This window comes from Lactobacillus sp. B3795 (assembly GCF_026535805.1).
Classification (GTDB): Bacteria; Bacillota; Bacilli; order Lactobacillales; family Lactobacillaceae; genus Apilactobacillus; species Apilactobacillus kunkeei_C.
In genome coordinates this window covers 163,942-179,060 of sequence record NZ_JAFNPE010000005.1, presented here as the reverse complement: position 1 = coordinate 179,060, position 15,119 = coordinate 163,942, and the positions used below count along the sequence as shown (strand labels likewise).

The following is a 15,119-nucleotide window of genomic DNA, read 5'->3' as shown; positions in this document are numbered from 1 at the left end:
ATCATTGAGCGAAGTTACAGAAGTGGTAAAAGAAGTAGTAACTCCAATTCTAGATAGTCATGACTTTTATTTATATGACATCGAATTTGTAAAAGAAAGCAAGAATTGGTATTTAAGGGTTTATGTCGATAAGGACGGCGGTATCAATATTGAAGACTGTGCGTTAGTATCTGACGAACTAAGTGAAAAATTAGATTCAATGGATCCGGATCCAATTCCACAAGCTTACTTTCTAGAAGTCTCATCTCCAGGAGCTGAAAGACCTCTAAAGAAACCAGAAGATTATGAAAAAGCTGTTAATGAATACATTCATGTTTCATTGTATGCACCAATTAACGGTGAAAAAGTCTATGAAGGGACTTTAAAAGAATTAAGCGAAGATGAATTAGTTTTGACTGTTAATTTAAAAGGTCGAATTAAGGATCTAACAATACCAAGAAAATCAATTGCCAAAGCAAGATTAGCAATTAAATTTTAGCTAAGGGAGACAATCAAAAATGAGTAAAGAACTTTTAGGTGCACTAGATGCCCTAGAAAACGACAAAGGGATTTCTAAAGAAACTGTTATTGATGCTTTAGAAGCTGCATTAACTTCAGCATACAAGAGAAACTACAACCAAGCACAAAACGTTGAAGTTGCTTTTGACGACAAGAAGGGTAACATCCATGTTTACGCCGTTAAGACAGTTGTTGAAGATGTAGTTGACCCAAGACTAGAATGCAGTCTATCAGATGCATTACAATTAAACCGTGGTTACGAATTAGGTGACGAAATTAAGTTTGAAGTTACTCCTAAGAACTTTGGTAGAATCGCTGCTCAAACTGCAAAACAAGTTATTATGCAAAGAGTTAGAGAAGCTGAAAGAACAATTGTTTACAACAAGTACAGCAAGTACCAAGACGAACTAATCACTGGTGAAATCGAACGCCAAGACGATCGTTTTGTATATGTTGATTTAGGTAAGGTTGAAGCAGTTATGCCTAAGAACGACCAAATGCCAAATGAAACATACAGACCACAAGACAGAATCAAGGTTTACGTTAACCGTGTTGAAGACGCTACTAAGGGTCCTCAAATCTTCGTTAGTCGTACCGCTCCTGGTTTATTAAAACGACTATTTGAAGAAGAAGTTCCTGAAATTTACGACGGAACTGTTGAAGTTGTATCAATAGCAAGAGAAGCCGGAGACCGTGCTAAGGTAGCCGTTAGATCTAACAACGATGATATCGACCCAGTTGGTACAACTGTTGGACCAAGAGGTCAACGTGTTCAAACTATCGTTAATGAATTAGGTGGCGAAAACATGGACATCGTTCAATGGACTGAAGATCCTGCCGAATTCATTGCTAATTCATTAAACCCATCAGAAGTAGTTGATGTTATCTTTGATGAAGAAAATGAACGTGCATGTACAGTTATCGTACCTGACTACCAACTATCATTAGCAATTGGTAAGCGTGGACAAAACGCACGTCTAGCTGCTAAGTTGACTGGTTACAAGATTGATATCAAGTCTGAATCAGAAGCTGATGGTCTAACTGAAGACGTCCAAGAAGATAGTGACGACGCAATCGATAACGAATAATAACAAGTTTAAGGAGTGTTAATTCAATGAGAACAAGAAAAATTCCAATGAGAAAAGATATTGTTACTGGTGAAATGGCTCCCAAGAAAGATTTAGTTAGAATCGTTAAGGACAAAGAAAATAACGTTACTATCGATGAAACTGGAAAAAAATCAGGTAGAGGGGCATACGTTTCAATTGACGTAAAAGTCGCACAAAAAGCCAAGGATGAAAAGAAACTAAACGAAGTATTTTCAGTTGACTTAAGTGATGAATTTTACGATGATTTAATTGCTTACGTAGACCACAAACAAGCCAGAAAAGAACTTTTCGAAAATGACAAATAAAGAACAAATATTAAACTTTATTGGTTTAGCAAAGCGAGCCGGAAAGATAACTACTGGTGAAGACATATTGCTCAACGCAATCAAGAAGAATAAAATTAAATTTCTGATTATCGCTACTGACTCTGGAAAAGCCAGCTTGAAGAAATTTACAGATAAGGCAAATTCATATAACATTCCTACCAATCAAATGTTTACTAAAGTAGAGATAAGTGATGCAATTGGGATGCCGCGGACCATTATTGGGATCGCAGACAATGGATTTGCCAAACGTTTGAAAGAAATGACAAATTAATTGTAAAGGAACGTGATGGTATGGGTAAGAAAAGAATTTATGAGTTATCTAAAGAGATAAATGTAGCTAGTAAGACAATTATTGATGAAGCAAAGAAAAAGGGATATGACGTTAAAAATCATATGTCAGGTCTAGATGCTAACGAAGAAAAGGCTATCAGAGACCACTTTGCTCCAAAGAAAAAGCCGGTTAATGCAACCAAACCAGCTAACAATAATTCTAAGAAACCTGCCGAAAAGCCACACAAGACTTTAAACAAAAATTCTAACAATAAGGCAAAGCAATCTATGAACAATAACAACAGTAATAACAGTAACAACACAAACAAACCAAATAACAATGGTTCTTCAAACTTCAAAAAGGGTGGTAAGAAGAACAAGAAGAAATTCAACAAGAAAAACAACCGTGGTAACAACAAGTTTGCTGGTATGTACACTAAGAACCAACGTATCAGACAGAACCACAAGAACAACAAAGCGCCAGAAAGAAAAGAACGTCCATTGCCAGAAACATTGGTATACACAGTTGGTATGAACGCTCAAGAAATCGGTAAGATTATCCATAGAGAACCAGCTGAAATCGTTAAGAAGTTATTCCTATTAGGAGTAATGGTTAACCAAAACGTTTCATTGGATAAGGATACAATCGAACTTCTAGCTGCTGACTACGGTATTAAGGCTGAAGAAAAGGTTGAAGTAAACGTTTCTGATATCGATAAGATCTTCGAAGAAGAAGCAGAAAACACTGACTACCTAGAAGACCGTGCACCAGTTGTTACTATCATGGGACACGTTGACCATGGTAAGACAACATTATTGGATTACTTGAGAAACTCACACATCACTGCTGGTGAAGCTGGTGGAATTACTCAAGCAATCGGTGCCTACCAACTTGAAAGAAACGGTAAGGTTATCACATTCTTGGATACTCCAGGACATGCTGCCTTTACTGCTATGCGTGCTCGTGGTGCTGATATCACTGATATCACAATCCTAGTTGTTGCCGCAGATGATGGTGTTATGCCACAAACAATTGAAGCTATCGACCATGCTAAGGCCGCTAAGACTCCAATTATCGTTGCAATTAACAAGATTGATAAACCAGGTGCAAACCCTAACCACGTTATCGAACAACTAGCAAGTTACGAATTGATCCCAGAAGACTGGGGTGGTGACACTATCTTTGTTGAACTATCAGCTAAGATGGGTACCAACGTTGATGAATTACTAGACATGATTCTTCTACAATCAGACGTGATGGAATTAAAGGCTAACCCTAAGCAACATGCTGCCGGTTCAGTTATTGAAGCTCGTCTAGATCGTGGTAGAGGTCCAGTTGCAACATTACTTGTTCAACAAGGTACTATGCATGTCGGTGATCCAATCGTAGTTGGTGACACATTCGGTCGTGTTAGAACTATGACTAACGAAAAGGGTAAGGACTTAGATGGTGCTAAACCATCAACTCCTATCGAAATTACTGGTTTAAACGATGTTCCAGAAGCTGGGGACCGTTTCGTAGTATTCGATGATGAAAAAACTGCCCGTGCAGCCGGTGAAGAAAGAGCTAAGGAAGCTCAAATGGAAGAACGTAAGAAGAACAACAGTGTTACTTTGGATAACTTATTCGAATCTCTAAAAGAAGGAGAAATGAAGGAAGTTGCCGTAATTATTAAGGCTGACGTTCAAGGTTCTGTTGAAGCACTTGCATCAAGTCTACAAAAGATTGATGTTGAAGGTGTTAAGGTTAACATCGTCCACAGTTCTGTTGGTGCAATTAACGAAAGTGATATTGCATTGGCTGAAGCAAGTAACGCTATCATCGTTGGATTTAACGTTCGTGCTACTCCACAAGCTAAGGCTCAAGCTGAAACTGATAACGTTGACATTCGTCTACACCAAGTTATCTACGATGCTATTGATGAAGTAGAATCAGCAATGAAGGGTATGCTAGCACCTAAGTACAAAGAAGAAGTTACTGGTGAAGTTGAAGTAAGACAACTTTACAAAGCTTCTAAGATTGGTACAATTGCAGGTGGAATGGTTACCGATGGTGTAATTAAACGTGACAGTAAGATTCGTTTAATCCGTGATAACGTTGTTATCTACAACGGTGAACTAAATAGTTTGAAGCGTTTCAAAGATGATGCTAAGGAAGTTAAGCAAGGATTTGAATGTGGACTTACTATTGAAAACTACAACGACATCAAGGAAGGTGACGTTGTAGAAGCCTACGAAATGAAAGAAGTTCCTGCTAAGTAAAGGAGTGAATTGATATGGCTCAATACAGAGTTGGAAGACTAGAACAAGAAATTCAAAAAGAAGTTAATGACATCTTATTAAAACGTGTGAGAGATCCACGAGTTCAAGGTGTAACCATTACTGGTGTTGACGTAACTGGTGACTTACAACAAGCTACTATTTACTACAGCATCTTATCTGATAACGATAATGATGAAGAAACTACCCAAAAAGGTTTGGATAAGGCAACATCATTAATCAGAGGTGAATTAGGTTCTCGTTTGAGTATCTACCGTACACCTGAATTAACATTCAAATTGGATGAATCAATTCAATATGGAAGTAAGATTGATCAATTAATCAACAAATTAAAACGAGAAGATCGTTAATAAAAAAAGAACCCGTAACTGATGTTATGGGTTCTTTTTGTTTGCTCTGATTTAGTGAAAAAAGGCGTCTATGATATAATTTAAGATATAAATAACATCTGAGGAGTCGTGTAATATGGACGGAATTATCCCATTATATAAAGAAAAGGGTATGACCAGTTTTGCCTGCGTTAGTCAATTACGAGGCATTTTAAAAATGAAACGAATTGGTCACAGTGGAACACTAGATCCAAACGTAGAAGGAGTTTTACCAATTTGTTTAGGGAAGGGTACCAAACTAGTCGAATACCTAATGAACTCAGGAAAGGTATATCAAGGCAGCATTACCTTAGGTTTTGATACCACAACCGAAGATTTAGACGGTGAAGTGGTCAGTACTAAACCACTAGAAAAGCCACTAACAGACGATGAAATTAATGAACTACTTAACAGTTTTGTTTCTGAAGATTTAATTCAAATTCCACCAATGTATTCAGCCGTGAAGGTTAATGGAAAAAGACTTTATGAATACGCCAGAAATGGTGAGGAAGTAGAACGTCCAGAAAGACATGTTCAAATTCATTACTTTAAACAAATCAAAGACAGCATTTATGATAAAGACAAAAAACAACAAACTATCTTCTTTGAAGTTGGTTGTGGTAAGGGAACCTATGTAAGAACGCTTTCTGTTGACTTTGGTAAAAAGATTGATATGCCAGCTGTGATGTCTAGTTTAACTAGAATTAAGAGTGGTGGTTTTACAATTGAAGATACTTTTAAGATTAGCGAAGTAAAATCAGCCGTAGAAAATGGCACTATCGATGACATCGTTAAATCAATTGATTACGCATTGACCGACTTTAAGCATGTTGAACTAAACGAAAGCCAATGGAAGATCGTCCAAAATGGTGGTTTCTTGGATTTAGGTGTTTTAGGTATAAATGACGATAAATGTGTGTTAACGTTTAACAACGAAGTTAAGGCTTTGTACTTCTATGATCAAAACAAACAAATTTACAAACCAGAAAAAATGTTTAGCAATCAATAATCGAAAGGCATGAAATTATGGAAATAATCAAATTACATCATCCATTGAGTTCCGATTTTCATCAATCAGAAAAGCTAGTTTTAGCAATGGGCTATTTCGATGGAATTCACTTAGGCCATCAAAAGGTATTGGAAAAAGCGCGCGATATTGCCATGCAAAAGAACCTACCTTTGGCAGTATTAACTTATGACCATAAGCCTGCTGTAGTATATAAACAATTATCACCACATGATAGAAGAAACATCATTATGTCAGACAGCAAAAATGAAATGTTTGAATCATTGGGTGTTAATAAGGTGTTCGTTGTTAACTATAGTTTTAGTTTTCAAAACCAGACACCACAAGAATTTGTTGATAACTACCTAGTTAGATTTAATGCCGACACCGTAGTTGCCGGAACGGATCATACTTATGGTGCCAAGGACGCAACAATGGACTTACTACCAAATTATGCAAAAGATCGATTTGATGTAGTTGCCGTGGACTTGGCAGATTATCAATTAGAAAAAATCAGTTCAACTAGAATTAGAAAGAACCTAGACGAAGGTCACATTCAAACAGTGAACCATTTAATGGGAAGACCATTTCAAACTGGTGGAACTGTTGTCCATGGCTTTGCCCGTGGTCGTGAATTGGGCTATCCAACAGCCAACATCGAACACGATGAACTACAATGGCTACCAACTATCGGTGTCTACGTAGTTGATGTGTTTATCGGTGAAAAAAAGTATCATGGGATGGCTTCAATTGGGCGTAACGTTACCTTTGGTGATAAGAATCCAATCACAGTAGAAATTAATATTTTAGATTTTAATGACAATATATATGGTGAAGTATTAAAGGTAGATTGGCTATACCGTATTCGTGGTGAAGTGAAGTTTGAAGGGATTGATAAGCTAATTAAGCAACTTCAATCTGACGAAGATTTCACACGTCAATATTTTGAAAATAACTAGTCTTTTTCTTGACTTATATAGATGGCTTTGGTAAATTAATAATTGTGGTTAGCACTTAACACAGATGACTGCTAAAGGTGCTAATCGATAAGGAGTGATCGGGTATGCTTACTGAAAGAGAAAAAATGATTTTGAAAATCATCGTTAATGATTACACAAAATCAGGTGTTCCTGTTGGTTCAAAGGCATTATCCAGTCAATTACCAATACATGTCAGTTCAGCAACCGTTAGAAATGAAATGGCATTTCTAGAAGAGATTGGTTTAATTACCAAAAATCATTCTTCATCGGGACGTGTTCCATCAATCGAAGGTTATCGCTACTATGTTGATAACTTGTTGAATCCAAATCCAATTGATAACAGTGATATGATGATTATTCAAAATTCACTATCAGGAAGATTTAGACAAATTGATGAAATCGTTCAACAATCAGCTGACATTCTATCTAACTTAACAAATTACACTGCATTGACTTTAAAGCCGGAACAAGAAACAACTCCCGTTTTGGGGAGCTTTCGTTTAGTTCCACTTGGTAATCATAAGGTGATGGCAATTCTAATCACTGATAATGATGAAGTTGTTAACCAGGTTTTCCATATTGATGGTGACTTGGGCGGTGACAAGTTAGATGCCGTTGTCAGAATGATCAATGACAAGTTAGCAGGGAAGCCTTTAGACGAAGTTATCACTAAGTTGAAGACAGAAATCGTACCTGAAATTCTCAAGTACGTTAAGAACCCTGATAGCTTAGTTCAAACTCTTGATGATGTTTTGATGCAAGCTTCTACTAATCAGTTTTATATCGGTGGTGAATTGAATCTATTGAGTTTTACTGATAATAATGACATCAGTTATCTAAAGCCAATTTACTCATTGTTAAATGATACTGATGATGCTGCGAAGTTCATCAAGAGTTCAGATAATTCAATTTCCGTTCAAATTGGACCGGAATTAAGCAATGATCTATTAAAGGATTACAGTATTATTACTGGTTCCTATGATGTTGGACCATATGGAAAGGGTGTTATCGCCGTTCTAGGTCCTACTAGGATGCCATATTCTAGAGTAATTGGAATCGTTGATGGATTTAGAAATGAATTATCAAAGAAACTGAGAAATTATTATGATAAATATAATCAGTAAAAGGAGGCATTCATTTGGCTAGCAAGAAGGATGATGAAAAAGACCTAGAAAAAGCAACTTCAAAGAAAGAAGCTGCTAAGGACAAAGGCGCCGACAAAAAGAAGGACGCTAAGAAAGATAAAAAGGATTCATTAGAAAAGCAAGTTGAAGAACTTCAACAACAAGTTGAAGATTTCTCTGACAAGTATCTTCGTGCTGAAGCAGAAATGCAAAACATGCAAACACGATTCAAGCGTGAACGTGCAGATATCTACAAGTATGATGGTCAAAAACTAGCAACTAGTATCTTACCTGCAATGGATAACTTGGAACGTGCATTGGGTGTTGAAGTTTCAGATGATAGTGGAAAGCAATTAAAACAAGGTGTTGAACTTGTTCTAAAGCATTTCAACAAAGCATTATCTGAAAATGGCATTGAAGAAATTGATGTCTTAAACAAACCATTTGACCCAAGCGAGTGTCAAGCGGTTCAAACAGTTCCTGCAGATGATGATCATCCAGCAGACACTGTTGTAGAAATTTTACAAAAAGGCTACAAACTAGCTGATCGTGTTATTCGACCATGCATGGTTGTAGTTGCTCAATAAAAAAATAATCAAGGAGATAATAAATTATGGCAAGTAATAAAATTATCGGTATCGATTTAGGTACTACTAACTCAGCTGTTGCTGTTCTTGAAGGTAAAGAACCAAAAATCATTACTAATCCAGAAGGTTCACGTACAACTCCATCTGTTGTTGCATTTAAAGATGGCGAACCACAAGTTGGTGAAGTTGCTAAGCGTCAAATGATCACAAACCCAAACACCATTGCTTCAATTAAGAGTCACATGGGTGAAGAAGGTTACACTGTAGATGTTGATGGTAAGAAGTACACTCCACAACAAATCTCAGCAATGATCCTACAATACATCAAGGGATTCGCTGAAGACTACTTAGGTGACACTGTTAGCGAAGCCGTTATCACTGTTCCTGCATACTTCAACGACTCACAAAGACAAGCAACTAAGGATGCTGGTAAGATTGCTGGTTTAGATGTAAAACGTATCATCAACGAACCAACTGCTGCATCATTAGCTTACGGTCTAGACAAGCAAGATAAAGACGAAAAAGTTCTTGTATATGACCTTGGTGGTGGTACTTTTGATGTTTCCGTTCTTGAATTAGGTGACGGTGTATTCCAAGTACTATCAACTAATGGTGATACTCACTTAGGTGGGGATGACTTTGATAAGAGAGTTATGGACTACCTAGTAGAACAATTTAAGAACGAAAATGGCATCGACTTATCACAAGACAAGATGGCATTACAAAGACTAAAGGATGCTGCTGAAAAGGCTAAGAAGGATCTATCAGGTGTTTCTGAAACTGAAATCAGTCTTCCATTCATCTCATCAGGTGAAAATGGTCCACTTCACTTACAAACTACACTATCACGTGCTAAGTTTAACGAATTAACTTCTGACTTAGTTGACAAGACTAAGGTTGCTTTTGACAACGCTCTAAAAGATGCTGGTCTAAGCACTTCAGATATTGATGAAGTTATCCTAAATGGTGGTTCAACTCGTATCCCAGCCGTTCAAGAAGCTGTTAAGAGCTGGACTGGTAAAGAACCAAACCACTCAATCAACCCTGACGAAGCCGTTGCTTTAGGTGCCGCTGTTCAAGGTGGTGTTCTAACTGGTGATGTTAAGGACGTTGTATTACTTGATGTTACTCCACTATCATTAGGTATCGAAACTATGGGTGGTGTATTCACTAAGTTAATCGATAGAAACACAACTATCCCAACTTCTAAGTCACAAGTATTCTCAACTGCCGCTGATAACCAACCAGCCGTAGATATTCACGTACTACAAGGTGAACGTCCAATGGCAGCTGACAACAAGACTTTAGGTCAATTCCAATTAACTGACATTCCTGCTGCACCTCGTGGTGTTCCTCAAATCGAAGTTAAGTTTGATATCGATAAGAATGGTATCGTAAACGTTTCTGCTAAGGACAAAGGTACTGGTAAGGAACAAAAGATTACCATCAAGGATTCAAACGGTCTATCAGATGATGAAATCAACCGTATGATGGATGAAGCTAAGAAGAACGAAGAACAAGACAAGAAGCGTAAAGAAGAAGTTGATTTGAAGAACGAAGTAGATCAATTAATCTTCCAAACTGACAAGACTCTAAAGGATGTTGAAGGTAAGGTTTCTGAAGATGAAATCAAGAAGGCTAAAGAAGCTGAAGATGCATTGAAGAAGGCTAAAGAAGACAACAACTTAGACGAAATGAAAGCTAAGAAGGATGATTTGAGTCAACAAGTTCAAGCACTTGCTGTTAAGTTATACCAACAACAACAAGAACAAGGTTCAGATCAACAAGGTAACGCAAACGATTCATCAGACAACAAGGGTAAAGACGACAACACTGTTGACGGCGATTTCCATGAAGTTCATGATGATGACAAAAACAATAAGTAATTAGATTACTTTAAAAAGGGTCAAAGTCTGACTTGTTGGGCTTTGGCCTTTTATTTCAAAATGAAGGTTATGGGGGATTAAAATGGCAGATAAGGATTACTATTCAATTCTGGGAATATCAAAAGACGCCAGTCAAGATGACATTAAGCACGCTTACCGTAAAATGTCTAAGAAGTATCATCCTGATATCAACAAAGAACCCGGTGCTGAAAAGAAGTTTAAGGAAATTAACGAAGCTTACGAAGTACTAAGTGATGAACAAAAACGTCGTAATTACGATCAATTTGGTTCAGCTGATGGCCCAGCCGGTGGATTCGGCGGAGGTGCCGGAGGCTTCGGTGGCGGAGCTGGAGGATTCTCTGGCTTCGGTGGCGGCGGCTTCGACGACATCTTCAGCCAATTCTTTGGTGGTGGAGCAAGAGGTGCTCAAAGAGATCCAAATGCTCCTGTTAAGGGTCGTGATCTTCAATACCAAATGACAATCAATTTTGAAGATGCCGTTTTCGGTAAGAAGACTACGATCAGATACGACCGTGAAGCTAAGTGTGATACCTGTGATGGTTCAGGTGCAAAACCAGGAACTCATCCAGAAACTTGTCACCAATGTAACGGTAGTGGTTACGTAACATCAGTTCAAAATACACCATTAGGTCAAATGCAAACTCAACATCCATGTCCTACTTGTGGTGGAACTGGTAAAGAAATTAAGGACAAATGTCCTAAGTGTGGTGGCTCAGGTCACATGCACGAAAGTCACAAGGTAGAAGTAAACATTCCTGCCGGTGTTGATGATGGACAACAAATGAGATTACAAGGTCAAGGTGAAGCCGGTGAAAACGGTGGACCTTACGGTGACTTATTCATCGTATTTAGAGTAAAACCTAGTCGTGACTTTGAACGTGATGGCTCTGAACTACATTACTCACAAAACATCTCATTTACTCAAGCTACTCTAGGTAGCACCATCAAGGTTAAGACCGTATATGGTGATGTTGAAATGAAGGTTCCAGCAGGAACTCAATCAAATACTACCTTCAGACTTAGAGGTAAGGGAATGCCTAAGATTAACAGTAGTTCAAAAGGTGATGAACTAGTTACTGTTAAGATTGTCACTCCTAAGAGTTTAAACAAACAACAAAAACAAGCTCTAAAAGCTTTTGCTGAAGCATCTGGAGAAGAAGAATACAAGAATGGTGGATTCTTCGAAAAGATGAAAGATGCTATGAATGGCAAGAAATAAATTAAGGGTCGCATATGCGACTCTTTTTTGTTGCCGAAAAGAATTCTGATAGCATGATTTAGTTTGTGCATTGTCTTTTTGGTTGTTATAATTGTATTAATACATTACGTTGAAAGTAGGAATAAACATGGACATAGCAAAAATGAAGGAACATCAAAAATACATTCGTAACTTTTCGATTGTTGCTCATATTGATCATGGTAAATCTACTTTAGCCGATCGAATTTTAGAAATGACAGATACTGTCGCAAAAAGAGATATGCAAAACCAATTATTGGATGACATGGAACTTGAAAGAGAACGTGGAATCACAATTAAGTTGAATGCAGTTGAGCTAAAGTACCATTCTAAGGATGGTCATGACTATGAATTTCATCTTATCGATACACCAGGACATGTCGATTTCTCATACGAAGTATCAAGAAGTTTGGCTGCCTGTGAAGGTGCTGTTTTAGTTGTCGATGCCGCTCAAGGTGTTGAAGCACAAACTTTAGCCAATGTTTACTTGGCAATCGATGATGATTTGGAAATTGTTCCTGTAATTAATAAGATTGATTTACCTTCTGCCCAACCAGACATGGTTAAAAAAGAAGTTGAAGATATCATTGGTATCGATGCCGAAAACGCTGTTTTAGCTAGTGCTAAAAAGGGAATCGGAATCGAGGACTTATTGGAAAGAATCGTAGAAGAAGTACCTGCTCCTCAAGGTGATTTAGATGCACCACTAAAGGCACTTGTCTTTGACTCTGTTTACGATGATTATCGTGGAGTTGTTTTGAGTGTTCGTTTACGTGATGGTGTTGTTAAACCAGGAGACAAGATTCGCTTAATGAACAGTGGTAGTGAATACGAAGTTACCGAAGTTGGTGTTAACTCACCACATCCTGTTCAAAGAGAATACCTAATGGCAGGAGACGTTGGATACATCACTGCAAGTATCAAGGATATCAACCAAACTCGTGTTGGGGATACTGTTACTAACGCTGATAACCCAGCCGATGAACCACTACCAGGTTACCGTGAAATGGAACCAATGGTTTATTCTGGTTTATACCCAACCGACAACGCTAAGTTTGGTGACTTAAGAGAATCACTTGAAAAACTTAAGCTAAACGATGCTGCCTTGGAATTCGAACCTGAATCATCACAAGCACTTGGATTCGGTTTTAGATGTGGGTTCTTAGGAATGCTACACATGGATGTTGTGCAAGAACGTCTAGAAAGAGAATTCAATCTAGATCTAATTACCACTGCACCATCTGTTACTTACCACGTCTTTACTACTGATGGTCAAAGAAAAGATGTGGAAAATCCATCTGAAATGCCAGATGCTTCGGAAATCAAAGCCGTTGAAGAACCATACGTAAAAGCAACTGTAATGGTGCCTAACGATTACGTTGGTGCCGTGATGGAACTTTGCCAATCACGTCGTGGTCAATTTGAAACAATGGAATACATCGATGATTACCGTGTTAACATCATGTACTCAATTCCATTATCAGAAATCATCTTCGACTTCTTCGATAAGTTGAAGTCAACCACTAGAGGATATGCATCACTTGATTACGAATTAGGGGACTACAAGCCTTCTGATCTAGTTAAGATTGATATCCTATTGAACGGTGAAAAGGTCGATGCATTGAGTTTCATTTCTCACCGTCAATTCTCAGCTAGTCGTGCTCGAGTAATCGTTGAAAAACTTAAGAAGATTATTCCACGTCAAAACTTCGAAATTCCTGTCCAAGCCGCAATTGGTGCTAAGGTCATTGCTAGAACTAACATCAAAGCTTACCGTAAGGATGTTACTGCTCACCTATACGGTGGTGACAGAACCAGAAGAATGAAGCTATTAGAAAAGCAAAAAGCTGGTAAGAAACGTATGAAAGCCGTCGGTAAGGTAGACATTCCACAAGCCGCATTCATGGCTGTTCTACAAACTGATGAAGAAGAAAGCGATAAAAAGTAATTGACTTCATAAGAAATTATCAGTATGATATATTAAAAATATAGAGTCTTTAATTTAGTCCCGTGAGGCTGATAAGATTAGCGAATTTAATAAAAATTTGTGAAGGTCTATTCGTCTAGGGATGAATGGACCTTTTTTGCTAGATTAAAGCTCTGAAATCATTTAGGGGGATTGGTTATGAATAAAAATTCAGACACCATTTTAGATGTTAACGATAAACCAGGATTCTGGCTTTGGATTGGTTTATCACTACAACATATGTTTTCAATGTTTGGGAGTACAGTAATCGTACCATTATTGGTTGGTTTAAGCCCAAGCATCGCTTTGTTTACTTCAGGAGTGGGAACTTTAATTCACATTCTAGTAACGCAAAAGAAGATTCCTGCATACATGGGATCTAGTTTCGCATTCATCGTACCAATGAAGTACTTGATGCAGGTAACTGGTTATCCTGGAATTGCTCAAGGGGTAATTGCAGTTGGTGTAATTTATCTAGTAGTCGCATTGATTGTTGCCATGATTGGTTCGGAATGGATTGATAAGTTGCTTCCAGCAGTCGTGGTTGGACCAGTTGTAATCGTAATTGGATTATCACTAGCATCTAGTGCTGCCAACGATGCAATGCTAAACAATGGAAATTATGACTACAAGTACGTGTTCGTCGCATTGGTAACGTTACTACTAGCAATCTTCTTTAACATGTACCTAAAGGGTTTTCTAGGCTTTATGCCAATTCTACTAGCCATCGTTTGTGGATATGTTTTATCAATCGCGATGGGATTGGTTAACCTAAGTACAATCGCAAATGCACCATGGTTTGCAATGCCTAAGTTTGAAATTCCGTTCGTTTCATACAATGTAAAATTTGAATGGGGTGCAATTATCGCCATTGCACCAATTGCCTTCGTTACCATTACTGAACATTTGGGTCACTTGATGGTACTAGATGAATTAACAGGCAGAAACTACTTTAAGGATCCTGGTTTGAACAGAACCCTAACAGGTGACGGTCTAGCTTCAATGTTTGCCGGATTAGTTGGTGGTCCAGCTGTAACTAGTTATGGTGAAAACATCGGAGTTATGGCAATTACTAAGATTCACAGTGTCTATGTATTGATTGGTGCCGCAGTATTTGCCATTTTATTCTCGTTTGTGAACAAGTTAAATGTGTTAATTATGCAAATGCCACTACCTGTAATCGGTGGTATCAGTTTCCTATTATTTGGAACAATTGCTTCCAGCGGAATCAAAATCATGATTGAAAATCAAATTGATTTAGCAAATAAACGTAATTTAATGATTGTTTCAACCATTTTGGTAATTGGAGTCGGTGGCTTCATGATCAAAATAGGAACATTGCCATTAAATGGACTAGCTGTATCCGTAATTCTAGGAATTTTATTGAATATTGTATTACCTAAAAATTAGTAAAGATTAATAAATACCAATTAAAAACAATGCTTTTAGTGATATAATGCA

Annotated in this window: 14 protein-coding genes; all 14 read left to right on the top strand. The window is 37.7% G+C overall.

All coding sequences use genetic code 11. The features are described from left to right. Positions 1-4: 4 nt before the first annotated feature. The 14 genes from rimP to J3U50_RS02640 all read left to right on the top strand — a co-directional run bounded on the left by rimP (position 5) and on the right by J3U50_RS02640 (position 15,068). Positions 5-478 carry a ribosome maturation factor RimP gene (rimP, locus tag J3U50_RS02705; RefSeq protein WP_034531677.1) on the top strand — a complete coding sequence of 158 codons (474 nt, stop codon included), beginning with the start codon at positions 5-7 and terminating at the stop codon, positions 476-478. 19 nt (positions 479-497) lie between these two features. Then, positions 498-1,586: a transcription termination factor NusA gene (gene nusA, locus J3U50_RS02700; RefSeq protein WP_053792782.1), complete on the top strand. Its 1,089-nt coding sequence runs from the start codon at positions 498-500 to the stop codon at positions 1,584-1,586. A 26-nt stretch (positions 1,587-1,612) separates the two neighbouring features. Then, a complete protein-coding gene (locus tag J3U50_RS02695; RefSeq protein WP_034531674.1) occupies positions 1,613-1,912 on the top strand; it encodes a YlxR family protein in 300 nt (99 codons plus the stop codon). Next, positions 1,902-2,204 (top strand): ribosomal L7Ae/L30e/S12e/Gadd45 family protein, encoded by a 303-nt coding sequence (locus tag J3U50_RS02690; protein WP_034531672.1) that lies wholly within the window; start codon positions 1,902-1,904, stop codon positions 2,202-2,204. Before J3U50_RS02695 ends, J3U50_RS02690 begins: the two co-directional genes overlap by 11 nt. Positions 2,205-2,224: 20 nt before the next feature. Next, the gene (gene infB, locus J3U50_RS02685) at positions 2,225-4,465 is read left to right on the top strand and encodes a translation initiation factor IF-2 (protein WP_034533983.1); all 2,241 of its coding nucleotides are present in this window, start codon (positions 2,225-2,227) and stop codon (positions 4,463-4,465) included. Between the two features lie 14 nt (positions 4,466-4,479). After that, positions 4,480-4,833 carry a 30S ribosome-binding factor RbfA gene (gene rbfA / locus J3U50_RS02680; protein WP_041152352.1) on the top strand — a complete coding sequence of 118 codons (354 nt, stop codon included), beginning with the start codon at positions 4,480-4,482 and terminating at the stop codon, positions 4,831-4,833. A 115-nt stretch (positions 4,834-4,948) separates the two neighbouring features. Next, complete coding sequence (truB, locus tag J3U50_RS02675) at positions 4,949-5,860, top strand: tRNA pseudouridine(55) synthase TruB (RefSeq protein WP_301945512.1); 912 nt, start codon at positions 4,949-4,951, stop codon at positions 5,858-5,860. 17 nt (positions 5,861-5,877) lie between these two features. Then, positions 5,878-6,816 (top strand): riboflavin biosynthesis protein RibF, encoded by a 939-nt coding sequence (gene ribF / locus J3U50_RS02670; RefSeq protein WP_054608224.1) that lies wholly within the window; start codon positions 5,878-5,880, stop codon positions 6,814-6,816. A gap of 104 nt (positions 6,817-6,920) precedes the next feature. Next, positions 6,921-7,961 (top strand): heat-inducible transcriptional repressor HrcA, encoded by a 1,041-nt coding sequence (gene hrcA / locus J3U50_RS02665; RefSeq protein WP_054608223.1) that lies wholly within the window; start codon positions 6,921-6,923, stop codon positions 7,959-7,961. Between the two features lie 14 nt (positions 7,962-7,975). After that, positions 7,976-8,548 carry a nucleotide exchange factor GrpE gene (grpE, locus tag J3U50_RS02660; protein WP_171819660.1) on the top strand — a complete coding sequence of 191 codons (573 nt, stop codon included), beginning with the start codon at positions 7,976-7,978 and terminating at the stop codon, positions 8,546-8,548. 26 nt (positions 8,549-8,574) lie between these two features. After that, positions 8,575-10,434, top strand: coding sequence for a molecular chaperone DnaK (gene dnaK / locus J3U50_RS02655; RefSeq protein WP_034531659.1), 1,860 nt, complete (start codon positions 8,575-8,577; stop codon positions 10,432-10,434). A gap of 82 nt (positions 10,435-10,516) precedes the next feature. After that, a complete protein-coding gene (gene dnaJ, locus J3U50_RS02650) occupies positions 10,517-11,674 on the top strand; it encodes a molecular chaperone DnaJ (protein WP_301945511.1) in 1,158 nt (385 codons plus the stop codon). Positions 11,675-11,801: 127 nt separating this feature from the next. Further along, complete coding sequence (gene lepA, locus J3U50_RS02645; protein WP_301945510.1) at positions 11,802-13,640, top strand: translation elongation factor 4; 1,839 nt, start codon at positions 11,802-11,804, stop codon at positions 13,638-13,640. Positions 13,641-13,817: 177 nt separating this feature from the next. Further along, complete coding sequence (locus tag J3U50_RS02640; protein ID WP_301945509.1) at positions 13,818-15,068, top strand: uracil-xanthine permease family protein; 1,251 nt, start codon at positions 13,818-13,820, stop codon at positions 15,066-15,068. Positions 15,069-15,119: the final 51 nt, after the last annotated feature.

Coding starts and splice junctions, on each gene's coding strand:
- nusA (WP_053792782.1), top strand. CDS start 498: ATGAGTAAAGAACTTTTAGGTGCACTAGATGCCCTAGAAAACGACAAA.
- dnaK (WP_034531659.1), top strand. CDS start 8,575: ATGGCAAGTAATAAAATTATCGGTATCGATTTAGGTACTACTAACTCA.
- truB (WP_301945512.1), top strand. CDS start 4,949: ATGGACGGAATTATCCCATTATATAAAGAAAAGGGTATGACCAGTTTT.
- J3U50_RS02695 (WP_034531674.1), top strand. CDS start 1,613: ATGAGAACAAGAAAAATTCCAATGAGAAAAGATATTGTTACTGGTGAA.
- dnaJ (WP_301945511.1), top strand. CDS start 10,517: ATGGCAGATAAGGATTACTATTCAATTCTGGGAATATCAAAAGACGCC.
- hrcA (WP_054608223.1), top strand. CDS start 6,921: ATGCTTACTGAAAGAGAAAAAATGATTTTGAAAATCATCGTTAATGAT.
- infB (WP_034533983.1), top strand. CDS start 2,225: ATGGGTAAGAAAAGAATTTATGAGTTATCTAAAGAGATAAATGTAGCT.
- ribF (WP_054608224.1), top strand. CDS start 5,878: ATGGAAATAATCAAATTACATCATCCATTGAGTTCCGATTTTCATCAA.
- lepA (WP_301945510.1), top strand. CDS start 11,802: ATGGACATAGCAAAAATGAAGGAACATCAAAAATACATTCGTAACTTT.
- J3U50_RS02690 (WP_034531672.1), top strand. CDS start 1,902: ATGACAAATAAAGAACAAATATTAAACTTTATTGGTTTAGCAAAGCGA.
- J3U50_RS02640 (WP_301945509.1), top strand. CDS start 13,818: ATGAATAAAAATTCAGACACCATTTTAGATGTTAACGATAAACCAGGA.
- rbfA (WP_041152352.1), top strand. CDS start 4,480: ATGGCTCAATACAGAGTTGGAAGACTAGAACAAGAAATTCAAAAAGAA.